The 23,868-nt window shown below is 66.7% G+C and carries 20 protein-coding genes and 2 tRNA genes; 11 read left to right on the top strand and 11 right to left on the bottom strand.

Going from position 1 to position 23,868, the window contains the following annotated elements:
• Positions 1 to 52: 52 nt before the first annotated feature.
• Positions 53 to 1,429: a cysteine--tRNA ligase gene (cysS, locus tag ACM0PY_RS01265; protein ID WP_180885908.1), complete on the bottom strand. Its 1,377-nt coding sequence runs from the start codon at positions 1,427 to 1,429 to the stop codon at positions 53 to 55.
• A gap of 188 nt (positions 1,430 to 1,617) precedes the next feature.
• Between cysS and ACM0PY_RS01260 the strand changes: the two genes are divergently transcribed.
• From ACM0PY_RS01260 to ACM0PY_RS01210, 11 genes are all read left to right on the top strand, one after another.
• Positions 1,618 to 2,181: a glycine zipper 2TM domain-containing protein gene (locus ACM0PY_RS01260; protein WP_134972883.1), complete on the top strand. Its 564-nt coding sequence runs from the start codon at positions 1,618 to 1,620 to the stop codon at positions 2,179 to 2,181.
• A gap of 318 nt (positions 2,182 to 2,499) precedes the next feature.
• Positions 2,500 to 3,510 (top strand): N-acetylornithine carbamoyltransferase, encoded by a 1,011-nt coding sequence (locus ACM0PY_RS01255; RefSeq protein ID WP_180885910.1) that lies wholly within the window; start codon positions 2,500 to 2,502, stop codon positions 3,508 to 3,510.
• A gap of 62 nt (positions 3,511 to 3,572) precedes the next feature.
• Positions 3,573 to 4,766 carry an argininosuccinate synthase gene (locus ACM0PY_RS01250; protein WP_134972046.1) on the top strand — a complete coding sequence of 398 codons (1,194 nt, stop codon included), beginning with the start codon at positions 3,573 to 3,575 and terminating at the stop codon, positions 4,764 to 4,766.
• Positions 4,767 to 4,914: 148 nt separating this feature from the next.
• Entirely contained in the window at positions 4,915 to 6,003 is a 1,089-nt protein-coding gene (locus ACM0PY_RS01245) for an acetylornithine deacetylase (protein ID WP_180885912.1), read from the top strand.
• Between the two features lie 75 nt (positions 6,004 to 6,078).
• The gene (locus ACM0PY_RS01240) at positions 6,079 to 7,407 is read left to right on the top strand and encodes an acetylglutamate kinase (RefSeq protein ID WP_180885914.1); all 1,329 of its coding nucleotides are present in this window, start codon (positions 6,079 to 6,081) and stop codon (positions 7,405 to 7,407) included.
• Positions 7,408 to 7,410: 3 nt separating this feature from the next.
• Positions 7,411 to 8,013: a GNAT family N-acetyltransferase gene (locus ACM0PY_RS01235; RefSeq protein WP_012480827.1), complete on the top strand. Its 603-nt coding sequence runs from the start codon at positions 7,411 to 7,413 to the stop codon at positions 8,011 to 8,013.
• Entirely contained in the window at positions 8,010 to 8,963 is a 954-nt protein-coding gene (argC, locus tag ACM0PY_RS01230; protein WP_134972050.1) for an N-acetyl-gamma-glutamyl-phosphate reductase, read from the top strand. Before ACM0PY_RS01235 ends, argC begins: the two co-directional genes overlap by 4 nt.
• A gap of 20 nt (positions 8,964 to 8,983) precedes the next feature.
• Positions 8,984 to 10,279 (top strand): argininosuccinate lyase, encoded by a 1,296-nt coding sequence (argH, locus tag ACM0PY_RS01225; protein WP_072168392.1) that lies wholly within the window; start codon positions 8,984 to 8,986, stop codon positions 10,277 to 10,279.
• The gene (locus tag ACM0PY_RS01220; protein WP_180885916.1) at positions 10,279 to 10,542 is read left to right on the top strand and encodes a YciI family protein; all 264 of its coding nucleotides are present in this window, start codon (positions 10,279 to 10,281) and stop codon (positions 10,540 to 10,542) included. The genes argH and ACM0PY_RS01220 overlap by 1 nt, the downstream gene beginning before the upstream one ends.
• An 11-nt stretch (positions 10,543 to 10,553) precedes the next feature.
• A complete protein-coding gene (gene proB, locus ACM0PY_RS01215; protein WP_069139788.1) occupies positions 10,554 to 11,711 on the top strand; it encodes a glutamate 5-kinase in 1,158 nt (385 codons plus the stop codon).
• Positions 11,708 to 12,979: a glutamate-5-semialdehyde dehydrogenase gene (locus tag ACM0PY_RS01210; RefSeq protein WP_134972367.1), complete on the top strand. Its 1,272-nt coding sequence runs from the start codon at positions 11,708 to 11,710 to the stop codon at positions 12,977 to 12,979. Before proB ends, ACM0PY_RS01210 begins: the two co-directional genes overlap by 4 nt.
• A 113-nt stretch (positions 12,980 to 13,092) precedes the next feature.
• Here the strand turns inward: ACM0PY_RS01210 and pgaD are convergent, their stop codons facing one another.
• From pgaD to ACM0PY_RS01160, 10 genes are all read right to left on the bottom strand, one after another.
• Positions 13,093 to 13,563 carry a poly-beta-1,6-N-acetyl-D-glucosamine biosynthesis protein PgaD gene (gene pgaD / locus ACM0PY_RS01205; RefSeq protein ID WP_180885919.1) on the bottom strand — a complete coding sequence of 157 codons (471 nt, stop codon included), beginning with the start codon at positions 13,561 to 13,563 and terminating at the stop codon, positions 13,093 to 13,095.
• A complete protein-coding gene (gene pgaC, locus ACM0PY_RS01200) occupies positions 13,560 to 14,816 on the bottom strand; it encodes a poly-beta-1,6-N-acetyl-D-glucosamine synthase (RefSeq protein WP_134972368.1) in 1,257 nt (418 codons plus the stop codon). The genes pgaD and pgaC overlap by 4 nt, the downstream gene beginning before the upstream one ends.
• Position 14,817: 1 nt before the next feature.
• Entirely contained in the window at positions 14,818 to 16,704 is a 1,887-nt protein-coding gene (gene pgaB, locus ACM0PY_RS01195; RefSeq protein ID WP_180885921.1) for a poly-beta-1,6-N-acetyl-D-glucosamine N-deacetylase PgaB, read from the bottom strand.
• A 1-nt stretch (position 16,705) separates the two neighbouring features.
• Positions 16,706 to 18,733 (bottom strand): poly-beta-1,6 N-acetyl-D-glucosamine export porin PgaA, encoded by a 2,028-nt coding sequence (pgaA, locus tag ACM0PY_RS01190; RefSeq protein WP_180885923.1) that lies wholly within the window; start codon positions 18,731 to 18,733, stop codon positions 16,706 to 16,708.
• A gap of 342 nt (positions 18,734 to 19,075) precedes the next feature.
• Positions 19,076 to 20,281 (bottom strand): CynX/NimT family MFS transporter, encoded by a 1,206-nt coding sequence (locus ACM0PY_RS01185; protein WP_180885925.1) that lies wholly within the window; start codon positions 20,279 to 20,281, stop codon positions 19,076 to 19,078.
• Positions 20,282 to 20,503: 222 nt separating this feature from the next.
• A tRNA-Pro gene (locus ACM0PY_RS01180) sits at positions 20,504 to 20,580 on the bottom strand.
• Between the two features lie 140 nt (positions 20,581 to 20,720).
• A tRNA-Pro gene (locus ACM0PY_RS01175) sits at positions 20,721 to 20,797 on the bottom strand.
• 55 nt (positions 20,798 to 20,852) lie between these two features.
• Positions 20,853 to 20,969, bottom strand: a complete 117-nt coding sequence (cydX, locus tag ACM0PY_RS01170) for a cytochrome bd-I oxidase subunit CydX (protein ID WP_180885927.1) — start codon at positions 20,967 to 20,969, stop codon at positions 20,853 to 20,855.
• A 58-nt stretch (positions 20,970 to 21,027) separates the two neighbouring features.
• Positions 21,028 to 22,179 (bottom strand): cytochrome d ubiquinol oxidase subunit II, encoded by a 1,152-nt coding sequence (gene cydB, locus ACM0PY_RS01165; protein WP_053501030.1) that lies wholly within the window; start codon positions 22,177 to 22,179, stop codon positions 21,028 to 21,030.
• A 15-nt stretch (positions 22,180 to 22,194) separates the two neighbouring features.
• Positions 22,195 to 23,784 carry a cytochrome ubiquinol oxidase subunit I gene (locus ACM0PY_RS01160; protein WP_053501033.1) on the bottom strand — a complete coding sequence of 530 codons (1,590 nt, stop codon included), beginning with the start codon at positions 23,782 to 23,784 and terminating at the stop codon, positions 22,195 to 22,197.
• Between the last annotated feature and the right edge of the window lie 84 nt (positions 23,785 to 23,868).

Here is a 23,868-nt window from a genome sequence, read left to right as displayed (position 1 = left end):
ACAGTCTCTACGGTGGGGCGTGGCCGGCGGACCGGCCACGGGGCAGGGCAGGTCAGCTGCGCTTGCGCGACCAGCGAACGCCCTGCGGGGTGTCATCCAGCACGATGCCTTCGGCGGCCAGCTGGTCGCGGAGGGCGTCGGCACGGGCGAAGTCGCGTGCCTTCTTGGCCGCGGCGCGCTCGTCGATCAGGCCCTGGACGCGGGCATCGTCGTCCTCGTCGCCCGCTGCGGTGCCGAACCACTGCGCCGGGTCGGCCTGCAGCAGGCCCAGCACCAGGCCCGCACCGAGCAGTTCGCCCTTCAGGCGCGCCTGTTCGACCGGGTCGGTGGCACGACGCGCGTCGGCGGCGATGCGGGCCACTTCGGCCAGCGCCTGGGGTGTGTTGAGATCGTCGTCCAGGGTCGCTTCGACGCTGGCGGGGATCACTGCCGTGGCCTCGATCGACGCCAGTTCGCGCAGGGTACCGTACAGGCGGTCCAGGGTGCGCACCGATTGTTCGATCAGCGCATCGGACCAGTCCAGCGGCTGCCGGTAGTGGGCCGACAGCAGGGCCAAGCGCAGCGCCTCCGGCGGATGCTGGCGGACCAGGTCGTGTACGCGCTCGATGTTGCCCAGCGACTTGCTCATCTTGGCGCCGCCGAAGTTGAGCATGCCGTTGTGCAGCCAGAAGCGGGCGAAGATCTTGCCGCCGTGGGCGCATTCGCTCTGCGCGATCTCGTTCTCGTGGTGCGGGAACTGCAGGTCGACGCCGCCGGCGTGGATGTCGATGGTCTCGCCCAGGTGGGCTGCGGCCATCGCCGAGCATTCGATATGCCAGCCCGGACGACCCCGGCCCCACGGCGATTCCCAGCCGGGCAGGTCGTCGCTGGACGGCTTCCACAGCACGAAATCACCCGGGTCGCGCTTGTACGGGGCCACGTCGACACGGGCACCGGCCAGCATTTCTTCCGGGTCACGGCGCGAGAGCTTGCCGTAGCCGTTGAAGCTGGCCACCGCGAACAGTACGTGACCCTCGGCGGCGTAGGCATGACCATTGGCGATCAGCTGCTCGATCATGGTGATGATCTGCGGCATGTGCGCGGTCACCTCCGGCTCGATGTCCGGTGGCACCACGCCCAGCGCGGCCATGTCTTCACGGTAGGCGGCGGCGAACTTGCCGGTGATGGTGCTGATCGGCACGCCCTGCTCGCGCGCGGCGGTGTTGATCTTGTCGTCCACGTCGGTGATGTTGCGGGCGTAGCGCAGCGCGCCGAAACGGCGCCGCAGCAGATCGGCCAGCACCCCGAACACCACTGGGCCACGGGCGTTGCCGATGTGCACGTAGTTGTAGACCGTGGGGCCGCACACATACAGGGTCGGACAGGCCGGGTCGAGCGGAGTGAACGGTTCGAGCTGGCGAGTCAGGTTGTTGTGCAGGCGCAGGGTCATGGGGCTGTGGCTGGGGGACAAGCCTGTGATTTTAGAACGTGTCGGCCCCCTTTGGGGGCACTGGCTGCCACCGGTGGACGCCGGGTCCATCCAGGGTGGGGTGGGCAGGAGCAGCGTGGACGGGTAATGTTCAGCCCCTTGCGCTCGCCACTGCCTACACTATTGCCGTGTCCTTGCTTCCGTCGCCAATGAAATCCACCGCGTTGCTGACCCTGGCCTGCCTGTCGGCGCTGCCCGTCGTGGTGCTGGCCCAGGAGGCCGAGCCCCGCAACCGGGTGGTGATCGTGGAGAACGTGAAGTTCGACTACGCCCAGGTGCTGAACGTCGAGCCGGTGTTCCAGACCCTGCGCGCGACCCGCACCGAGGAGCACTGCGAGCCGGTGTCGACCCGGACCCTGGCCCCGGTGAACGTGACCGGCGAGGAGCCGGTCGAGGACAAGGGCCGGATCAGCCGCTTCTGGGATTCGGTGCGCTCGATGTTCAAGCGCAGCGACGAGGAGCCCTCCGAAGAGGCCGGCCCCGAAACGCCGGCCCCAGCGCCTGCCAACAATGGCCCGATGCTGACCCGCGACTGCCGCATCGTGCCGGTGGGGCGTGAATTCCGCCGGCCCATCGCCTACGACGTGGACTACGTCTACAAGGGCACCAAGTATCGGTCGCGGCTGCCGGAAGACCCGGGCAACCGGCTCAAGATCCGGGTGTCGATCACCCCCTGGGTCGGTCCGGAGCAGGGCGCCGCCGGCAATCCCTGATTCTGCGACCCCGGCCCCTTGCGCCGGTCACGGCCGCATGCAAAGATATTCGGCCATGAAGCTCACCGACTTCCAGCACGACAGCAGCGCAGCCCGACAGGCGTCGGGCATGACCTCGCGTGCGCGTCGACCGGAACCCCACATTCTCGCTGGGTAACCGGAGCTTTTTGCTGTTCGTCCGAAAAAAACCCAGCCCGCCGGCTGGGTTTTTTCGTTTCCGCGTTCTGAAAGCTGCAACTGCAACCTTTTCGTTTCACCTTTGCTTCCTGTTTTCCCTTCCACCGCGTCGAACCCGGCGCCGCCACGCAAGGAAAGATGATGTCCCCCAAGCACTTCCTGAACACCCAGGACTGGAGCCGCAGCGATCTCGACGCGCTGCTGACCCAGGCCGCGCTGTTCAAGCGCAACAAGCTCGGCGACCAGCTCAAGGGCAAGTCGATCGCGCTGGTGTTCTTCAACCCTTCCATGCGTACCCGCACCAGCTTCGAACTGGGCGCATTCCAGCTCGGTGCCCACGCGGTGGTGCTGCAGCCGGGCAAGGATGCGTGGCCGATCGAGTTCAACCTCGGCACGGTGATGGACGGCGATACCGAAGAGCACATCGCTGAGGTGGCCAAGGTGCTGGGCCGTTACTGCGACATCATCGCCGTGCGCGCGTTCCCCAAGTTCATCGACTGGGCCTACGACCGCCAGGACATCGTCCTCAACAGCTTCGCCAAGTACTCGCTGGTGCCGGTCATCAACATGGAGACCATCACCCATCCGTGCCAGGAGCTGGCCCACATCATGGCCCTGCAGGAGCACTTCGGCACCCAGGACCTGCGCGGCAAGAAGTACGTGCTGACCTGGACCTACCACCCCAAGCCGCTGAACACCGCCGTGGCCAACTCGGCGCTGACCATCGCCACCCGCATGGGCATGGACGTGACCCTGCTGTGCCCGACCGCCGACTACATCCTCGACGAGCGCTACATGGGCTGGGCCGAGCAGAACGTGGCCGAGAGCGGCGGTTCGCTGAAGATCAGCCATGACATCGACAGCGCCTACGCCGGCGCCGACGTGGTCTACGCCAAGAGCTGGGGTGCGCTGCCGTTCTTCGGCAACTGGGAACCGGAAAAGCCGATCCGCGACCAGTTCAAGCACTTCATCGTGGACGAGCGGAAGATGGCGCTGACCAACAACGGGGTGTTCAGCCACTGCCTGCCGCTGCGCCGCAACGTGAAAGCCACCGATGCGGTGATGGATTCGCCGCAGTGCATCGCCATCAACGAAGCTGAGAACCGCCTGCACGTGCAGAAGGCGATCATGGCCGCCGTTGCCGGGCGCTGATTTTTTCCGATTCAATCATTTCTGTCGGGCACGGCCCGGCGCTACCAGGACATACCCTCCCCATGAGCAACAAAGACGTCGTTCTCGCCTTCTCCGGCGGCCTGGATACCAGCTTCTGCGTGCCCTACCTGCAGGAGCGTGGCTACAACGTGCACACCGTGTTCGCCGACACCGGCGGCGTGGATGATGAAGAGCGCGATTTCATCGAGAAGCGTGCCGCCGAGCTGGGCGTGACCAGCCATGTCACCGTCAATGGTGGCCCGGCCATCTGGGAAGGCTTCGTCAAGCCGTTCGTGTGGGCCGGCGAAGGCTACCAGGGCCAGTACCCGCTGCTGGTTTCGGACCGCTACCTGATCGTCGATGCCGCGCTGAAGCGTGCTGCCGAGCTGGGTACCCACATCATCGCCCACGGCTGCACCGGCATGGGCAACGACCAGGTCCGCTTCGACCTGGCCGTGAAGGCACTGGGCGACTACCAGATCATCGCGCCGATCCGCGAGATCCAGAAGGAACACACCCAGACCCGCGCCTACGAGCAGAAGTACCTGGAAGAGCGCGGCTTCGGCGTGCGCGCCAAGCAGCAGGCCTACACCATCAACGAGAACCTGCTGGGCGTGACCATGTCCGGCGGCGAGATCGACCGTTGGGAAGCCCCGGGCGAAGGTGCGCGTGGCTGGTGCTCGCCGCGCAGCGAGTGGCCGGAACAGGCGCTGACCGTGACCCTGAAGTTCGTTGAAGGCGAAGCGGTTGAACTGAACGGCAAGGCGCTGCCGGGCGACCAGATCCTGGCCCAGCTCAACAAGCTGTTTGCCCCGTACGGCGTTGGCCGCGGCGTCTACACCGGCGACACCGTGATCGGCCTGAAGGGTCGCATCGTGTTCGAGGCCCCGGGCCTGGTTTCGCTGCTGGCCGCGCACCGCGCGCTGGAAGATGCCGTGCTGACCAAGCAGCAGAACCGCTTCAAGCCGGACGTCGCACGCAAGTGGGTGGAGCTGGTGTACGAAGGCTTCTACCACGACCCGCTGAAGACCGACATCGAGGCCTTCCTGAAGTCCTCGCAGGCCAAGGTCAACGGCGAAGTGGTGCTGGAAACCCGCGGTGGCCGCGTCGACGCGGTGGCGGTGAAGTCGCCGCACCTGCTCAACACCAAGGGCGCCACCTACGCACAGTCGGCCGACTGGGGCGTGGAAGAGGCTGAAGGCTTCATCAAGCTGTTCGGCATGAGTTCGACGCTTTACGCGCAAGTCAATCGCTGAGTGATTGAATTGCGCGCGCGTCTCCCGCGCATTCCACCTTAACCCTGCGCCGTTGGCGCGCCCCCTTCAACAAGAAGGGGGCTCTCCACCAGACGCATCACGGTAGCGCCGGGCCATGCCCGGCGGAATTCCACAGGATCTTTGTTTCATGCTTGAACAGACGCTCGATCACCTGCAGGCCCTGGTGTCCTTCGACACCCGCAACCCGCCGCGTGCGATCACCACCGGTGGCGTCTTCGATTACCTGCGCGCGAACCTGCCCGGCTTCAACGTCGAGGTGATCGACCATGGCGCGGGTGCGGTCAGCCTGTACGCCGTGCGTGGGACGCCGAAGTACCTGTTCAACGTGCACCTGGATACCGTACCGGACTCGCCGCACTGGAGTGCCGATCCGCATGTGATGCGGCGCCTGGACGACCGTGTGGTCGGCCTGGGCGTGTGTGACATCAAGGGCGCGGCCGCCGCACTGGTGGCCGCAGCCAATGCCAGCGACGGTGACGCGGCCTTCCTGTTCTCCAGCGATGAAGAAGCCAACGATCCGCGCTGCATCGCCGCGTTCCTGGCCCGTGGCCTGCCGTATGAAGCGGTGCTGGTGGCCGAGCCGACCATGAGCGAAGCGGTGCTGGCGCATCGCGGCATCAGCTCGGTGCTGATGCAGTTCGCCGGCCGTGCCGGGCACGCCTCGGGCAAGCAGGATGCGGCCGCCAGCGCGCTGCACCAGGCCATGCGCTGGGGCAACCGCGCGCTGGACCATGTGGAATCGCTGGCCTCGGCCCGCTTTGGTGGACTGACCGGCCTGCGTTTCAACATCGGCCGCGTTGAAGGCGGGATCAAGGCCAACATGATCGCGCCGGCTGCCGAAGTGCGGTTCGGGTTCCGCCCGCTGCCGTCGATGGACATCGACGGCCTGCTGGCGACCTTCGCCGGTTTCGCCGAACCGGACGCTGCCGTGTTCACCGAGACCTTCCGTGGCCCGAGCCTGCCGGCCGGTGACATCGCCGAAGCCGAGAACCGCCGCCTGCTGGCGCGTGACGTGGCCGATGCGCTGGAGCTGCCGATCGGCAATGCCGTGGATTTCTGGACCGAGGCGTCGCTGTTCTCGGCCGCTGGCTACACCACGCTGGTGTTCGGCCCGGGCGACATCGCCCAGGCCCACACCGCCGACGAATTCGTGACGCTGGACCAGCTGCAGCGCTATACCCACGCCGTGCACCGGATCATCGCCGCCGGCGCCTGATCGACCCTACAACGCCGCCCGGCCCCGGCCGGGTGGAACTGCAACGCGGCGACCGCCGCCTGTGACGAAACCGAAATGTCTCCTGCCCTCCAGCCTCACCGCCAGACCCGCCAGACCATCGTGCGCCTGCTCTCCAGCATGGCCAGCGCGAAGGAGATCAGCCAGTACCTCAAGCGCTTCTCGCAGCTGGATGCCAAGCGCTTCGCCGTGGTCAAGGTCGGCGGCGCGGTGCTGCGCGACGACCTCGACGCGCTGACCTCCTCGCTGTCGTTCCTGCAGGAAGTCGGGCTGACCCCGATCGTGCTGCACGGCGCCGGCCCGCAGCTGGACGCCGAGTTGTCGGCCGCCGGCATCGAGAAGCAGACTGTCAACGGCCTGCGCGTGACCTCGCCGGAAGCGCTGGCGATCGTGCGCCGGGTGTTCCAGCAGTCCAACCTGCGCCTGGTCGAAGCGCTGCAGCAGAACGGTGCGCGTGCCACCTCGATCACCGGTGGCGTGTTCGAGGCCGAGTACCTGGACGTGGACACCTACGGCCTGGTCGGCGAGGTGAAGAAGGTCAACCTGGCCCCGATCGAGGCCAGCCTGCGCGCCGGCTCGATCCCGGTCATCACCAGCCTGGGCGAAACCGCGGGCGGGCAGATCCTCAACGTCAACGCCGACTTTGCCGCCAATGAACTGGTGCAGGAACTGCAGCCGTACAAGATCATCTTCCTGACCGGCACCGGTGGCCTGCTGGACGAGCAGGGCAACGTGATCGATTCGATCAACCTGTCCACCGAGTACGACCACCTGATCGCGCAGCCATGGATTCACGGCGGCATGAAGGTGAAGATCGAGCAGATCAAGGATCTGCTTGATCGCCTGCCGCTGGAATCGTCGGTATCGATCACCCGGCCGGCCGACCTGGCCAAGGAACTGTTCACCCACAAGGGCTCGGGCACGCTGGTGCGCAAGGGTGAGAAGGTACTGCGCGCCACCGCCTGGAGCGAGCTCGACCTGCCACGGCTGAAGGGCCTGATCGAATCCAGTTTCGGCCGCACCCTGGTGCCGGACTACTTCGAAAAGACCAGGCTGCTGCGTGCCTATGTCAGCGAGAACTACCGCACTGCGGTGATCCTCACCGACGAGGCCGAAGGCGTGTACCTGGACAAGTTCGCCGTGCTCGACGACGCGCAGGGCGAAGGCCTGGGCCGCGCGGTCTGGAACGTGATGCTGGAGGAGACCCCACAGCTGTTCTGGCGCTCGCGCCACGGCAACCCGATCAACCACTTCTACTACGCCGAGTCCGATGGCTGCTACAAGCAGGACCATTGGAAAGTGTTCTGGTTCGGCGCCGATGGCATCGACCGCATCAAGACCTATGTCGACCACTGCGCCCAGCGCGCGCCGAGCCTGCTGGGGTGAGGGATGAGTCCTCCTGACGTGTGGAACACGGTGCCTACCCTGCGCGGCCAGCACGTGGCGCTGCAGCCGCTGCAGCTTGAGCATGTCCCCGGCCTGCGCGCTGCCCTCGAAGGCAGCGGCCTGGACCAGCTCTGGTACACCCAGGTGCCGTCACCGCAGCAGGTCGAGCACTATGTGCAGGCCGCGCTGCAGGCGCACGCCGAAGGCAAGGTGCTGCCGTTCGTGATCCGCGACGCCGCCGGTGACATCATCGGCAGCACGCGCTTCTACGACATGGATGCCAGCGTGCCCAAGCTCAGCCTCGGCTACACCTGGTACACGCCGCGCGTGCAGCGCACCGGCGCCAACACCGAGGCCAAGCTGTTGCTGCTGCAGCACGCCTTCGAGTCCATGGGCTGCATCAGCGTGGTGCTGGAAACCAGCTGGTTCAACGTCACCTCGCGCACCGCCATCGCCCGCCTCGGCGCCAAGCAGGATGGCGTGCTGCGCAACCACAAGCGGCACGCCGACGGTACGCCGCGCGACACCGTCATCTTCTCCATCATCGATGCGGAATGGCAGGGCGTGAAGCGCCACCTGCAGTACCGCCTGGACAGTCACGCATGAACGATTCGACTTTTACCCTGGGCATCGTCGGTGCCCGCGGCCATACCGGCGCCGAGCTGATCAAGCTGGTGGCCGCCCACCCGCGGCTGAAGCTGGCTTTCGTCTCTTCGCGCGAGCGCGCCGGGCAGCGCCTGTCCGACCACCACCCGGAATTCCAGGGCGAGCTGCAGTACGAAAACCTGGACGCCGATGCGGTGGCGGCCAAGGGCGTGGACGCGGTGATCCTGGCCCTGCCCAACGGCCTGGCCGCGCCGTTCGTGGCCGCGCTTGAAACCGCGAAGCCGGACACCGTCATCGTCGACCTGTCGGCCGACTACCGTTTCGACAACAGCTGGTACTACGGCCTGCCGGAGCTGACCCGCGGCCGGTACAACGGCCAGAAGCACATCAGCAACCCGGGCTGCTATGCCACGGCGATGCAGCTGGCGGTGCATCCGCTGCTGGACCTGCTGGCGGGTCCGCCGCAGTGCTTCGGTGTGTCCGGCTACTCTGGTGCCGGTACCACGCCATCGGACAAGAACAACGTCGAACTGCTGGCCGACAATCTGATGCCCTACGCGCTGACCAACCACGTGCACGAGCGCGAGGTGTCGGTGCAGCTGGGCGTGGCCGTGGAATTCATGCCACACGTCGCGCCGCACTTCCGTGGCATCACGCTGACCGCCAACCTGTGGCTGAATCGCGTGCAGACCCGTGAGCAGATCGTCGAGCGCTTCCAGCAGGCCTATGCCGGTGAACCCTTGATCGAAGTGGTGGACGAAGCGCCGTGGGTCAGCCGCATCGCCGGCCGCCACGGTGCCCAGGTCGGTGGCTTCACGCTCGCGCCGGGCGGCAAGCGGGTGGTGGTGGTGGCGACGCTGGACAACCTGCTGAAGGGCGCGGCCACCCAGGCCATGCAGAACCTCAACCTCGCGCTGGGCATCGACGAACTGACGTCGATCCCGCACTGAACACGCCTTCCGGAGCCCCCATGGCAGACCTTCTTTGGCAGAAGCCCGGCGTCGCTGTCGACGCCCAGATCCAGTCCTTCCTCGCCGGCGACGACGTGATCCTCGACCGCGAGTTCTTCCTGCATGACATCGCTGCCAGCGCCGCGCATGCGCAGGGCCTGCAGCACATCGGCATCCTCAGTGCCGATGAGCTTGCCGGACTTCTGCGCGAACTGGAGATCCTGGCGCAGGACTTCCGCGAAGGCCGCTTCGTGCTGGATACGCAGTACGAGGATGGCCACTCGGCGATCGAAGCGCGCCTGACCGAACGCCTTGGTGATGCGGGTCGCAAGATCCACACCGGCCGCAGCCGCAACGACCAGATCCTGGTCGCCACGCGCCTGTGGCTGAAGGAGAAGCTGCAGCGCGTTGCCCAGCTCAGCACCGAAGTGGCAAAGGTCGCGCTGGACCGCGCGCAGGCCGAGAAGGACCTGCCGATTCCCGGTTATACCCACATCCAGCGTGCCGTGGTGTCCTCGGCCGGCATGTGGTGGGCGGGCTGGGCCGAGGCCTTCATCGACAACGCCATCCGCGCCCGTGACACCCATGCACTGGTCGATGCCAATCCGCTCGGCACCGCCGCCGGCTACGGCGTGAACCTGCCGCTGGACCGCGAGCACACCACCGCCGCGCTGGGCTTCGCGCGCATGCAGGTCTCGCCGATCTACGCGCAGCTGTCGCGTGGCAAGTTCGAGCTGGCTGCACTGGAAGCGCTCGGTGGCGCCACGCTGGACCTGCGCCGCATTGCGTGGGACCTGTCACTGTTCACCAGCGCCGAGTTCGGCTTCGTCGCGCTGCCGGCGCAGTACACCACCGGCAGTTCGATCATGCCCAACAAGCGCAATCCGGATGTGATCGAGCTGATGCGCGCCACCCACGCCAGCGTCGCCGCTGCGCGCACCGAGATCGAGCAGCTGCTGTCGCTGCCGTCCGGCTACCATCGCGACCTGCAGTCGTCCAAGGGTGCCATCTTCCACGGCTTCGGCCGTGGCCTGGCCGCGCTGGAGTTGCTGCCGGCGCTGCTGGCCAACCTGGAATGGCGCGACGACAGGCTGCGTGCGGCGATCGATTCGGGCATGTATGCCACCGACGTCGCCGTGGAGGCGGCCGTGGCTGGCGTACCGTTCCGCGAGGCCTACAAGGCCGCTGCGGCCGGTGCCGACAGTGCAGGGCAGGGACGCACGCCGGAAGGCAGCCTGGCTGCGCGTGTATCGCCGGGCTCGGCCGCTGACCTGCGCCTGGATGAACTGCGCGCGCGCTGGCAGGCGCTGTCCTGATGGCGGGCACGGTCTACCTGGTGTTGGCCATGCGCCGGCCCGGTTTCAATGCCGCCGCCTTGCAGCCGCATCGTGACTTCCTCGATGCGTTGCAGGCGCAGGGCAAGCTGCAGCTGACCGGCGGCTTCGCCGATGGCAGCGGTGGTGCCTACGTGCTGTGCAACGTGGACAACCTGGCGCAGGCGCAGGCCATCGTCGCCACCGATCCACTGGTGACGATGCAGGCCTCCGACCTGACCGTGCACGAATGGAACACCCGCTGAGAGCCTGACCGATGATCCAGCACGCTGCCCATGTCGCCTCGCCGTTCCCCGAACAAGCGCTGCCGCCGTGGCGGCGTGCGGTGCTCAAGGTTGGCAGCAGCCTGCTGGCAGCCGATGGCGGCGGCCTGTCGCCACGCCACGCGCTGGGCCTGGCCCAGTTCGTCTCGGCCAATCTCCTGGCCGGGCGCGAGGTGGTGATCGTCTCCTCCGGCGCGGTTGCTGCCGGGCGCGCGATCCTGCCGCGCGCCGATGAACCGGGCGCGGCGATGGCGGCGCGGCAGGCCTTGGCGGCGCTTGGCCAGGCCCAGCTGATCGGGCTCTGGCAGCGCTTCTTCGAGCGCCCGGTGGCGCAGGTGCTGCTGACCCATGACGACCTGCGCAACCGCCGCCGCTACCTCAATGCACGCGCCACGTTGAGTGAACTGTTGCGCCTGGGCGCGTTGCCGGTGGTCAACGAGAACGACACCGTGTCGGTGGATGAGCTCAAGCTCGGCGACAACGACAACCTGGCTGCCACCGTGGCGGCGCTGGTCGACGCCGATGCGCTGTTCATCGCCACCGACATCGATGGCCTGTACAGCGCCGACCCGCGCACCGTGGCCGATGCGCGGCCGTTGCACGACGTGCCGGAGCTGGGTGACGAGGTGCTGGCGATGGCGGGCGGCGCCGGCTCGCGCGCCGGTACCGGCGGCATGCGCACCAAGCTGGAGGCGGCGGCGAAGGCCGGGCGCCTGGGCATCGAAACCTATCTGTTCAATGGCCGCAGCGGTGACGTGGTGCGCGCGCTGGCGCAGGATCGCCTGTTCGGCACCCGCATCCATGCCGCACGCAGCCGCGAGGCCGCCCGCAAGCACTGGCTGCGGCATGCACCGCTGGCCGAGGGCGTGATCGTCATCGATGCCGGTGCGGCACAGGCGATGCGCGAGAAGGGCGCCTCGCTGCTGCCCGGTGGCATCACCGGTGCAGAGGGCGTGTTCCGCCGCGGCGATATGGTACAGGTGTGCTGGAACGCGCCGCAGGGCCGTGTCTGCGTGGCCCGTGGCGTCAGCCAGTATGCTGCCGACGACGTACGCCGGATTGCCGGCCACCATTCGCGCGACATCCAGGCCGTGCTCGGCTACAACTACGGCGGCAGCGTCGTCCATCGCGACGACCTGGTGCTGCCATGACCGGATTGAAGGACACACCGATGAGCGAGATCGAAGCGCAGGCGCGTGCCTGCCGTGATGCGGCGCAGATCGTTGCCGGCCTCGACGGCGCGGCACGACGCACGCTGCTGCTGGCGATGGCGCGGGCGCTGGAAGTGAATGCAGGGTTGATCCTGGCCGGCAATGCACGTGACCTCGCCGCCGCGCGCGAGAAGGGCGTGGGCAGCGCCATGCTCGATCGTCTGGCACTGGACCCGCCGCGCCTGTTCGCGATGGCCGAAGCCGTGCGCGAAGTGGCCGGATTGCCAGATCCTGTCGGCGAGGTCACCCGCGATGACGTGCGCCCGAATGGCATCCGCGTGCAGAAGGTGCGCGTGCCGCTGGGCGTGATCGCGATGATCTACGAGGCGCGCCCGAACGTGACCGCCGAAGCCGCGGCGCTGTGCCTGAAGGCGGGTAACGGGGTGATCCTGCGCGGTGGTTCCGAGGCAATTCACTCCAACACCGCGATCGCGCAGGCACTCGCCGGTGCGTTGAATGCCAACGGCGTACCGCCGGCCGCCGTGACCGTGCTGACCGACCTGCGCCGTGAGGCGATGCTGGAACTGCTGCAGCTGCATGAGCTGATCGACCTGGCGATTCCGCGCGGTGGCGAAGGCCTGATCCGTTTCGTTGCCGAGCATGCGCGGGTGCCGGTGATCAAGCACTACAAGGGTGTCTGTCATCTGTTCGTGGATGCCAGCGCCGACCTGGGCAAGGCCATCGACCTGCTGGTGGATGGCAAGTGCAGCCGGCCAGCCGCCTGCAATTCGCTGGAGACACTGCTGGTACACCGTGACGTAGCCGATTCCTTCCTGCCGCGCGTGGCGCAGGCGCTCGGCCAGCGTGGCGTACAGCTGCGCGCCGATGCGCAGTCGCAGCCGCTGCTGCCGGGCAGCACGGCGGCGACCGAGGAGGACTACGCCGCCGAGTTCCTCGACCTTGTGCTGGCCGTGCGCGTGGTGGACGACCTCGATGCGGCCATCGCGCACATCCGCCGCTATACCTCCGACCACACCGAAGTGATCGCGACCGCAGACGCCGGCCATGCCGAGCGCTTCGTCACTGCGCTGCGCTCGGCGGTGGTGATGGTCAACGCCTCATCGCGCTTCTCCGATGGTGGCCAGCTGGGCCTGGGCAGCGAAATCGGCATTTCCACCACGCGCCTGCATGCCTATGGCCCGATGGGTCTGGAAGCGCTCACCGTCGAACGTTTCGTGGTGCGTGGCGAAGGGCAGACGCGCACATAAGTGGAGCCACGCCATGCGTGGATGTTCTTCGCGGCAGACCCCGGTGCCGACCAAGGCCGGCACCCATCAGGCGCAAGCGCCGACCAGGGGCGGGACCCCACTGGGTTGTCGGGCTACAACACCTCGCGGCGGATGCCGACCGGGCGTGCGTGATCATCCATGTGCAGCGTGGCGGCCTTGCAGCTCATCAGGCGTTCGGCCAGCCCGGTGCTGGCACCCAGATCGGCGGCTACTTCGTTGAGGCTGGCCAGTGGCCGCGGCAGGCGGCGCTCGCGGCCACGGAAGCGGGCACGGTTGTACTCGGCCCAACCGATCAGCAGCACGCTGGCGCACAACAGCATCAGCGGCAATGCCACCAGCACGTAGGGATCGAACTGGCTTTGCCGTTCGTACAACTGCTGCCAGGCCAGCTGGCCGCCAACCAACCACGAGAACAGGGTCACCAGGGGCGCCCACAGGTAGAAGTAGAAGCCCCAGAACGCCAAAGTGACGAATCCCCAGGCGGTGCGCTGGAAGCGCGGCTGGCGGTGTGGCTTGCGGATCATCCGTGAGTCGAAGCGGTTGGACGGGCGTTGCGCGTTCATCGGATCCCCCGGTCAGGGCTGGTCCAGGTGGCGCGCTTGCTGCGACGGCGCAGCAGTGTCTTCGGCAGCGCCACCAGGGTGGTGGAAAGGCTGATCAGCCAGTACGCCATCGGGTACCAGATGACCCAGAAATAGTTGCGTCCAATCTGTGTTTCGTAACGCCGGTCGATGATCAGGCTGCTGGCGAACTGCAGCAGGCAGACCAGCGCCAGGATCACGCCATGCCACTGCGGCAGCAGGCTGGCGATATGCAGCTGCGGCGGCAGCTCGATGAACTTGCCCAGTGCCCACAGCAGCACGATGAACAACATGGTGTAGGCCCAGATCACGCTCAGCACGTACTCCAGCAGCACGCCCCACATGCGCCGCTCTTTCCAGTGCAGCAGCGAGCGCGCGTGGCGCAGCATCACCTCCACGCCGCCCTGGGCCCAGCGCAGGCGCTGCCGCCACAGGCCCTTGAGGGTCTCCGGCATCAGGATGAAGCACAGCGCATTGGGTTCGTAGCGGATGTCCCAGTGCGCGCGCTGCAGGCGCCAGCTGATGTCGATGTCCTCGGTCACCATGTCATCCGACCACCAGCCGACCTGATGCAGGGCGGTACGGCGGAAGCCGGCGATCACCCCGGAGATGGTGAAGATGCGCCCGTATACGCGCTGCGCGCGCTTGATCATGCCGATGATCGAGGAAAACTCGGCCACCTGCAGGCGTCCGAGCAGGGTGGAGCGGTTGCGGATGCGCGGGTTGCCGGTGACTGCACCGACCCGGTTGCCGCTGACCAGGTGCCAGATCATCCAGTGCAGCGCATGTTCCTCCAGCATTGCATCGCCGTCGATGCACACCAGGTACTCCGAGCGAGCGGCCAGTGCGCCCATGCGCAGCGCATTGGCCTTGCCCAGGTTACGATCCAGGTGCAATACGCGCAGCCGCGGGTGCCTTGCCGCCAGCCCATCCAGCCGCGCGCCGGTGTCATCGCTGCTGCCATCATCGATGGCGATCACTTCGTAGTCGGCGGGGTAACGCTGGGCCAGCGCCGCAGTGAGTGTGTCATCCAGATTCTCTGCCTCGTTGTGGCAGGGCACCAGCAGGCTCGCGAAGGGGGGATCGACCATCAATGGAGGGTCGTTGCGCGGGCGCGAGTGGCGTTCGCGCCGGTAGTAGTAGTAGAGGCCGCCGGACATCCAGAAGAACGCCATCACCATCGGGTAGTAGAAAGCGAACTGGAACAGGACCTGCAGCAGCGGATGCATGTCCATGTCACTTCTCCGGGTACGGGAAGGTGCCGGCGGACATCGCCGCGCGGGCATCGCGGGTGGAGGGCTGGTCGGCGATGAAATCGTCCGGGTACCAGGCGAAGTGGTGCACGCCCTGTGCCTGCAGCTGGCGGATCTGTGCGCGCAGGCGCTCGGCGGGAATCGGTTGCCCGTTGCGCCAATCGACGGTCTGCAGCTCGAACAGGGTGTGCTGCAGCTGCGGGTCGTGTGCGCGTACTGCGGCCAGCAGCTGGTCCAGCCAGCGCTCGGGGTGCTGGCTGCCTTCCATCCACGGCATCGCCATCAGCGCGGTCTGGTCATAGGCCTTGTTGAACAGGTCCAGGCGCTGCGCGAACCAGGCCTCGCTCTGCGGGCGGAGCACCGGCTCAGCGTACAGGTTGCGCACGGTGGCCAGTTTCGGGCGCCAGCGTTGCGCGCTGTCGCGCAGCGCCAGGGTGAAGCTGATCAGCGCCTGCGTGCGCGCGCTGCCATCGCCCCCGGCTGCCAGTGCCGGCAGCTCAGTGTCGCGCAGGTAGCCGTCGTCATGGAACAGCAGGCCTTCAAAGTAGGAATTGACCGCCAGGTCCTCGTAGATGTCGAGCATGATCTGGCGGGCCTTCGGGTTGGTGAAGTCCAACCGGTACATGCCATCGGGATCGCCGTTGCGGATCGCCAGCGCCTTGCGCTGCGCCAGGTCGGGCAGCTCGAAGCCAAGCACCGGCAGCCATGCGTAGACCTTCACGCCGGCGCGGGATTTCAGTTGCCAGGCGACGCGGCTGAACAGGTCCGCCCGCATCGGCATGTGACGGTTGGGGAAGTACAGCGCATCGGCCGTGTTGTTGCCGTCCGGATCGGCGAACGCCTGCAGGTAGACGTGCGTCGGCGCGATGCGCTTGACCCGTTCGACCAGCGCATCGAGGTTGCGTGCCTGCTGCGCCGGGTCGGCGTCGTAGACATCATCCAGGTCGATCTGCAGGGCACGGATGCCATCGAGCGCGACATCGCGGCGCAGCTCGTAGGCCAGGCCTTCCACGGTCGGGTTGTCGCTGACCAGGAAGCGCGCCAGGCCATGCAGGTCGCTGGCCACCGGCGTGCTGCGGCCCTCCAGATCGAAGGACACCGGCATGCCCAGCTGTTCGGCGATGTCGTTGCTCAACCGGTTGTAGGCCGCGTACGGCCAGACGATGGCGCGCGGGCGCACGCCCAGGTGCTGCTCGATGCGCTGCACGCTGAGCGCGAGGTCGGTGCGCAGGCGCTGCTCATACTGCGCTTCAGTCTCGTACCTGTGCGTGGCCGGGCTGTAGATGCGGGTGACCACCGCTGGCGTCGAATTGCCCTGCGGATTGGCGAGCACGCCGTGGTGCAGGTCGTCGGTGTGGCTGGCCACTTCGATCAGGCCGCTGTCGTGCATCTGCTTCAGCTGCGCCCAGGTGACGAAGTCATCGCGGCCGAACGGCCGGTAGCCGTAGTCGATGGTGCGGCCCGGAGCCATGTCCACGTAGTCGGTGATTACCGCCACCAGTGCCGGGTAGCGGTAGGCCCGCAGCAGCGGGAAGGCCTTGTCGTAGACGCTGCGCAGGCCGTCATCGAAGGTCAGCAGCACAGGCTTGGGCGGCAGCGTGGCCCGCCCCTGCGAGGCATCGATCACCTGCGACAGCGAGACCGGGTGATAGCCATGCGCGCCGAGCCAGTCCAGGTGTGCGGCGAAGTTCTGCGTGCTCACCGCATAGGTATCGGCATCGCCCTTGGCCGCGACCTGGTCGCGGATGTCGTGGTAGCTGAGGATCAGCAGGCCATTGTCGATCGCATCGAGATGCGTGGCCTGCTGCGCGAAGGCCGGTGGCGTAATGGCCAGCAGCAGGAGCACGATCAGTCGCAGGAAGCAGGCCATGTCAGTCTCCCCAGCGCAGTGCGGCTTCGAAGCCGATATGACGCTCGCGGTGGCCGTCGTAGACCGGCCGCGACCAGCGCACGCCGTACTCGAACACGCGGCCCGGGCCCAGCTGCCATTCGTGCATGTACGACACCGACGGCACCAGCGCACTGCCGAAGCCGTCCTGCCAGTAGTCGCCCAGCGAGACCGTCAGCCGGTGGCGGAAGTGGCGTTCGTAGTGCCGCCACAGCTGCTGGTCGATGCGCAGCCCGATCTCGACCATGCGGTCGCGCTTCGGGTTGAAGTAGGGCGCATCGTCGCGGCTGCCACGACTGGTGTAGGCACTGGCGAGGCCATCGATCAGCCAGCGCGGGCGGGTCAGCAGGCGCTGTTCAAGGCGGGTGCTGAACAGTTCGCGGTGGTTGCCATCGTCATAGCGGAAGCGGCTGGCGCCGAACGTCCAGTGGGTGAGCTCGCTGCGCCGGTAGTCCACCTGTGCGCTCACGCTGTCGGCGGTGATGTCGGCCGCGCGCGCCTGCATCGAGGCTTCTGGATCATTGCGCGCGGCCACCAGGCCGGCGTGCCAGTAATCGTTGAACTGCCAGCCGACGGCGGCCCGCAGGCCGGTATCGCCGATGTGGTCGTTGGCGCGCAGGACGGCCGCTTCCGCATCCAGCTGCCCGAAGCGGTAGCGCACGCCCGCACCCAGCCACAGGGGATCGATGCGCTGGTCCTGGAAATCGGTCGAGCGCCGGTCGGCCAGGGCGAACAACCGCCAGCGGTCATCAAGGATCGGTGTCTCCACTTCCACACCGTAGTGGCGATCGTTGCTGCCCAGTGGGGAGGTGCCACCGCCACCGGAGCTGCGGCCGATGTCGGTCCATGCCTTCAGCTGCCAGCCGCGATGCGCACGCCAGGCCTGGTCCATGCGTTCGACAGCCGGTTGGGTGGGATAGCGTGCGACCAGGTCATCGTGCAGCGGCCGCGCCAGGTCGTCGCGCTGCAGGGCGACGTAGGCCTCTTCCATGCCCAGCCGCGGTTCGATGTCACGCGGGTCCAGCGCCTGTGCCATCTGCTGTCGCTGCAGTGCCCTGCCTGGCCAGCCGCGCATCATGTAGACGCTGCCCAGCGCACTCTGCAGGCCTCCGTTGCCGGGTGCGATGTCCACCATCGACTCCAGATCGTGCTGCGCAGTGACCAGGTCGCCGCTGTAAGCGCGCACCATTGCCAGGTTGAGATCGGCCTCGTAGCGTGACCAGTTCGCGTACGGTGATTTGCCATTGCTCCAGCGCCACGCCGGCTCCTTGTCGCGCCATGCCTGCAGCAGGTCGATCGCCTTTTCCTGCTGCTCGCTTTCCAGGTAGGCGTAGGCCAGTTCCGAATGCGAGGCGTCGCGCGCCGGATCGCCAGCGACGGCCGCCTGCAGTACCGGAATGGCTTCTTCCGGGTGCAGGGTGCCCATCAACGAATCGCCCACGGCAGGCAGCACGTAGTCGGGCAGGGTGTGGCCTTCGGCCTGCAGGGCTCGTGCTTCCTCACGCACCTGTACATGGCGGCCCAGCCGGTTGAGCAGGATCAGCCGGTCCATGCGGATGCGCAGTGGCGCCTGCGAGGGTGGGGTGCCTTCGCCGCCAACGTAGCGCTGCATGCGCGCCAGGGTCGACTCGGCTTCTTCCAGGCGGCTGTCCTCGCTGCTGCTGTAGGCCAGGCTCCAGACCACGAGTTTGGCCAGGTAGTCGCCTTCCAGGCGCTGCTTCTGGGCGTTGTCGAACAGCTGCGGCCGCTGCTGGTACAGCTCCCAGGCGCGCCAGGCATTGCCGATGTCGCCCAGGGTCAGCACGCGCAGCTTGAACAGCAGATCGTCGTTGGGCTGCTGCTGGCTGGCGCGCTCGATTGCGCCGAGCGCATCCAGCCAACGGGCCTGGTCGCGGTAGCGGCCGATCTCGGCCAGGGCCGCGTCGCGGTCGGTCGGAGCCGCGCCGCTGGCCCAGGCGAGAGCGGTGCATGCGAGGCCGACGCAGAGCGCCAGCCGGCGGTGGACGACCATTGGGGACCCCCTTGGCTTCCGAACCAGACAACCTGTGAAAATGTGACGCAAATCACATGCCAGTGTTTGGCGTGGCCGTGGCCCGCGTCACTCCCTTCGTGCATTCCCGCCCATTGAAGACGGATACAACCCGGACAGCGACCTGCAATGTCTTGTCTGAAACGAGAGTCCCCCGCACACCGAGTGGTGGCCTGGGCGGCGCTGCCGCCCCCATGCCCGATGCCGGCACGCGGCAAGGAAGGGCATTCGTGGGCACTATCCGCCCGGAATTGTCAGTCCGGCGTCAAGATTGCCCGGTGTCTGACGAGCGGTAGGCGGGGCCGTCTGGCGGCCCCGGCCGGGCTACCAGAGATCTTCCAGCTTGCGGGGCTTGCAGGCGACCCACGAGGCGCACAGCATCAAGGTGGCGCAGCCGAACAGGAAGCTGAACGGGAGCTTCCAGCCATTGCTGACGGTATGCAGCCAGCCGACCAGGAACGGGCCCAGGCAGCTGAAGCTGTAGCCCACGCCCTGCATGAAGCCCGACAGCGCGGCCGAGCCGGCCGGGGTGCGGGTGCGCAGGTTGATCAGGGTCAGCGCCAGCGGGAAGGTGGACGGGCCGACGCCGAGCAGGCAGGCCCACAGCAGGGGCGCCTTCATCGGCGCCAGCAGCAGCCCGGTGAAGGCGATCACGAACGAGAAGAAGCCGATCAGCACCAGCGGGAACGGGTTCTGCATGCGTACCGCCATCGACGGAATGACCAGTGACGGCAGCAGGCCCAGTGCCGAGAACACGGCCACCATCACGCCGCCGAACGCGGGCGTGCCACCGGCCTCGACCACGATGCGCGGCAGCCAGGTGAACATCGAATAGGTCATCAGCGAGGTCATGCCGAACATCAGCGTCATGCTCCAGCCCAGCGACGTACGCCAGACCTTGCCGTGCGGCTGCGCGGTGGGATCGGCGGCGTCGGCCAGCGGCTTCGGTGCGCGCCTGGCCAGCAGCAGCCACGGCAGCGCGGCGGCCAATGCAAGCAGCGCCCACATGCCCAGCGACACGCGCCAGCCTGCAGCGTTGGCCACCGGTACTGCCAGTAGCGCCGGCAGCATCGTGCCCAGCTGCAGCACGCTGATGTAGAGCGTGCTCATGGTGCCGACCTTGTTGGCGAAGTAACGCTTCACCAGCGGCGGCACCACCACGTTGCCGATGCCCATGCCGGCCAGCGCGATTACCGAGCCCAGCAGCAGCGTGCCGACGTTGCCGGCGCTGGAGCGCAGCAGCAGGCCGGCCATCGCCATCAGCATCGCCAGCAGCGTAGTGCGTTCCAGGCCCAGGCGCCGCGCCAGTGCCGGCGTGGCCACGCCGAACAGCGCGAACGAGGCGGTCGGCAGCATGCCCAGCACGCCGGTCATGGTGGTGCCGAAGCCGAACTGCTGGCCGAGCACGTCCAGCAGCGGGGTGATCGAGGTGACCGCAGTGCGCAGGTTGACTGCTGCCAGCAGGATCGCGGCAAACGCGAGGACGCGACCGTGCAGCAGCGACGGCGAATCGGAAGTGGAGGAACTCATCGATGGTCCTTGCAGGTGTCGCACGCCGCAGCAACGGCATGCAGCGCCGGCATCGGTCTACGCCGAAGCGGCAGGTGGGGGTGGGGGCTGCAGGTGGGCCGGCAGCGCGGCCATTGTACGTGTGCGCTCCGGCAAGGTCCCGTCATGCGGGCGGCCTGGCGCGGGGTACAAAAAAACCCGGAGGACAGTGATGTCTTCCAGGCTTCTTGGTGACCACCGAAGTGGTCGGGGAGACAGGATTCGAACCTGCGACCTCTACGTCCCGAACGTAGCGCTCTACCAGACTGAGCTACACCCCGAAGGGAGCCGCCTATTCTAGCGATTCACCCCGATGGCGGCAAGGGGGGAATGCTGTTTTCTTCACACCGCCGAAGCAGTGCCACCTCAGGGAACAAAAAAGCCTGGATGACTTCACCAGGCTTCAATGCGACCACGTGAGTGGTCGGGGAGACAGGATTCGAACCTGCGACCTCTACGTCCCGAACGTAGCGCTCTACCAGACTGAGCTACACCCCGAAGGAGCCGCCTAAGATACCGTGTGAAGGCCAAGGCGGCAAGGTTTTTTTACAGCTCAGCGACGATCTTCGTTCTCGATGCGGTTCTGCTCGCGGGCTTCGAACCACATGCCGTTGAGGATGGCCACCGTCGAGGCGAGGCCGGCACCGAGAATCCAGGCGAAATACCACATGATCAGTCTCCTTCATTCCGGGTAGGTGCCGACCGTTGGTCGGCACACTTGCAAGCAATCAATACGCGTTCGGGTTGTTGCCCATCTCTTCGGTGGTGGTCTTGCCCTTCAGCACCCGGTACACCCAGGTGGTGTAGGCGAGGATGATCGGCAGGAACACCGCCGTGGCCAGCAGCATGATCCACAGGGTCAGGTGGCTGGACGAGGCATCCCACACGGTCAGGCTGGAGGTGGGCTGGCTCGAGGACGGCAGCAGGAACGGGAAGATGGCGAAGCCGACGGTCAGGATGATGCCGGCGATGGCCGCACCGGAGGCGATGAAGGCCAGGCCACCACGACGGGCACGCAGCAGCACCGCACTGGCCAGCAGGCCCGCCAGGCCGAGCAGCGGGGCCAGGATCGTGGCCGGCATCGCGCTGTAGTTGCGCATCCAGCCACCGGCGGCGCCGAGTTCGGCGGTCTTCAGCAGCGGATTGGTGGCGCCATCGGTAACCACCTGCGAGGTGATCTGGTAACCCGGCAGGCCGAAGGCCACCCAGGCGCCACCCACTGCGAACAGCACGAAGGCGATGATTGCCGCGATGCTGCCGAAGCGGGCCGCACGCTCGGCCACCGGGCCGTCGGTCTTGATCACCAGCATGGCCGCACCGTGGGCGACCAGCATCGAAACGCTGAGCAGGCCGGCCAGCAGCGCGAAGGGCATCAGCAGGCCGAAGAACGAGCCGGTGTAGAAGATGCGCATGCTGTCATCGAAATGGAACGGAACGCCCAACAGCACGTTGCCCACGGCCACGCCCATGATCAGTGCGGGAATGAAACCACCGATGAACAGCGCCCAGTCCCAGGTGTTGCGCCAGCGTTCGCTGGGCATCTTGCTGCGGAACTTGAAGCCGACCGGACGCAGGATCAGGGCGAACAGGATCACGAACATCGCCAGGTAGAAGCCAGAGAAGCTGACCGCATACAGCGGCGGCCAGGCGGCGAAGATCGCGCCACCGCCCAGGATCAGCCACACCTGGTTGCCTTCCCAGACCGGGCCGATGGTGTTGATCACCCGGCGGCGTTCGGCATCAGTGCGGGCGACGAAGGGCAGCAGGGTGCCCACGCCCAGGTCGAAACCATCCATCACGGCGAAACCGATCAGCAGGATGCCGAGCAGCAGCCACCAGATCACGCGCAGCGTGGTGTAGTCCAGAAGAATGAAATCCATCTTGGTTCTCCTGCCTCAGGCCTGGCCGGCGGCCGGCGCCGAGGCATTGTGGGAAGCATGCGGCTGGGGCGACTGCAGCGAAGGCAGCAACTCGTCCGGACCCTTGCGGATCGCCTTGAGCATCAGCTTGATCTCGACCACGATCAGCGCGGTGTAGATCGCGGTGAAGCCGGCCAGGGTCAGCACGATTTCATGCAGGGCCAGGCCCGATGCCGCATAGAAGGTCGGCAGCACGCCATCGACCGCCCACGGCTGGCGACCATACTCGGCCACGAACCAGCCGCACTCGATCGCGATCCACGGTGCCGGCAGCGTCCACAGGGCCAGCTTGAGGAACCAGCGCTTGTCCTGGAAGTTGTTGCGGCACGAGTAGTAGAAGGCCAGCGCGAAGAAGGCGATCAGGTAGAAGCCCAGGCCGGCCATCACGCGGAAGGTCCAGAACAGCGGCATCACGCGCGGCACCGTGTCCATCGCCGCCTGCGAGATTTCCTGCGGGGTGGCGTTGAGGATGTCATCGCGATAGCGCTTGAGCAGCAGGCCGTGGCCCAGGTCCTGCCAGTGGCGGTCGAACATCTCGCGTGCTTCCACGTCGTTCTTGTTCGCACGCAGGCGTTCCAGCGCGCCGTAGGCGAGCTGGCCGCCGCGCACGCGGTGTTCGGCGCGCTCGACCAGTTCCAGGATGCCTGGAATCGGCTGGTTCAACGAACGGGTGGCGATCAGGCCCATCAGGTAGGGGATCTTCACCGCATAGTCGTTCTGGTGGGTGTCCTGGTTCGGGATGCCGAAGGCGGTGAAGTCGGCCGGCGCACGCTCGGTCTCCCACATCGCTTCGATCGCGGCCAGCTTCATCTTCTGGTGTTCACTGGCGGCGTAACCGCTCTCGTCACCCAGCACCACCACCGACAGCGATGACAGCAGGCCGAACGCTGCGGCCACCGCGAACGAACGACGGGCCAGGTCCTTGTGCTTGTTGCGCAGCAGGAACAGGGCACTGATCGCCATCACGAACACCGCACCGGTCACGTAGCCGGCGCTGACGGTGTGCACGAACTTGGCCTGCGCCACCGGGTTGAACACCACCGCCATGAAGTCGACCACTTCCATGCGCATGGTTTCCGGGTTGAACACCGCACCGGTCGGGTTCTGCATCCAGCCATTGGCCACCAGGATCCAGATCGCCGACAGGTTGGTGCCCAACGCCATCAGCCAGGTCACCATCAGGTGCTTGACCTTGGTCAGGCGATTCCAGCCGAAGAAGAACAGGCCGACGAAGGTGGCTTCCAGGAAGAACGCCATCAGGCCTTCGATCGCCAGCGGCGCACCGAAGATGTCACCCACGTAGTGGCTGTAGTAGGACCAGTTCATGCCGAACTGGAATTCCATGACGATGCCGGTGGCGACGCCCATGGCGAAGTTGATGCCAAACAGGACGCCCCAGAACAGGGTCATCCTGCGCCAGATCTCCTTGCCGGTCATCACGTACACGCTCTCCATGATGGCCACCATGAAGGACAGGCCGAGGGTGAGCGGTACGAATAGGAAGTGGTACATCGCGGTCAGCGCGAATTGCAGCCGCGACAGTTCTACGACTGTCTGATCAATCATGGCCTGGCTACCTCGTGGGATAGTGCCGTTGCAGGTGGCGGGAAGGGTGGTCTACGACGTGAATGATGTGACCGACTACTTCAA

The sequence above is a fragment of the Stenotrophomonas sp. BR163 genome (genome assembly GCF_047520985.2).
Taxonomy (GTDB): domain Bacteria; phylum Pseudomonadota; class Gammaproteobacteria; order Xanthomonadales; family Xanthomonadaceae; genus Stenotrophomonas; species Stenotrophomonas sepilia.
This window is presented reverse-complemented; position numbering and strand designations above follow the sequence as displayed.

Coding starts and splice junctions, on each gene's coding strand:
- cysS (WP_180885908.1), bottom strand. CDS start 1,429: ATGACCCTGCGCCTGCACAACAACCTGACTCGCCAGCTCGAACCGTTC.
- ACM0PY_RS01260 (WP_134972883.1), top strand. CDS start 1,618: ATGAAATCCACCGCGTTGCTGACCCTGGCCTGCCTGTCGGCGCTGCCC.
- ACM0PY_RS01255 (WP_180885910.1), top strand. CDS start 2,500: ATGTCCCCCAAGCACTTCCTGAACACCCAGGACTGGAGCCGCAGCGAT.
- ACM0PY_RS01250 (WP_134972046.1), top strand. CDS start 3,573: ATGAGCAACAAAGACGTCGTTCTCGCCTTCTCCGGCGGCCTGGATACC.
- ACM0PY_RS01245 (WP_180885912.1), top strand. CDS start 4,915: ATGCTTGAACAGACGCTCGATCACCTGCAGGCCCTGGTGTCCTTCGAC.
- ACM0PY_RS01240 (WP_180885914.1), top strand. CDS start 6,079: ATGTCTCCTGCCCTCCAGCCTCACCGCCAGACCCGCCAGACCATCGTG.
- ACM0PY_RS01235 (WP_012480827.1), top strand. CDS start 7,411: ATGAGTCCTCCTGACGTGTGGAACACGGTGCCTACCCTGCGCGGCCAG.
- argC (WP_134972050.1), top strand. CDS start 8,010: ATGAACGATTCGACTTTTACCCTGGGCATCGTCGGTGCCCGCGGCCAT.
- argH (WP_072168392.1), top strand. CDS start 8,984: ATGGCAGACCTTCTTTGGCAGAAGCCCGGCGTCGCTGTCGACGCCCAG.
- ACM0PY_RS01220 (WP_180885916.1), top strand. CDS start 10,279: ATGGCGGGCACGGTCTACCTGGTGTTGGCCATGCGCCGGCCCGGTTTC.
- proB (WP_069139788.1), top strand. CDS start 10,554: ATGATCCAGCACGCTGCCCATGTCGCCTCGCCGTTCCCCGAACAAGCG.
- ACM0PY_RS01210 (WP_134972367.1), top strand. CDS start 11,708: ATGACCGGATTGAAGGACACACCGATGAGCGAGATCGAAGCGCAGGCG.
- pgaD (WP_180885919.1), bottom strand. CDS start 13,563: ATGAACGCGCAACGCCCGTCCAACCGCTTCGACTCACGGATGATCCGC.
- pgaC (WP_134972368.1), bottom strand. CDS start 14,816: ATGGACATGCATCCGCTGCTGCAGGTCCTGTTCCAGTTCGCTTTCTAC.
- pgaB (WP_180885921.1), bottom strand. CDS start 16,704: ATGGCCTGCTTCCTGCGACTGATCGTGCTCCTGCTGCTGGCCATTACG.
- pgaA (WP_180885923.1), bottom strand. CDS start 18,733: ATGGTCGTCCACCGCCGGCTGGCGCTCTGCGTCGGCCTCGCATGCACC.
- ACM0PY_RS01185 (WP_180885925.1), bottom strand. CDS start 20,281: ATGAGTTCCTCCACTTCCGATTCGCCGTCGCTGCTGCACGGTCGCGTC.
- cydX (WP_180885927.1), bottom strand. CDS start 20,969: ATGTGGTATTTCGCCTGGATTCTCGGTGCCGGCCTCGCCTCGACGGTG.
- cydB (WP_053501030.1), bottom strand. CDS start 22,179: ATGGATTTCATTCTTCTGGACTACACCACGCTGCGCGTGATCTGGTGG.
- ACM0PY_RS01160 (WP_053501033.1), bottom strand. CDS start 23,784: ATGATTGATCAGACAGTCGTAGAACTGTCGCGGCTGCAATTCGCGCTG.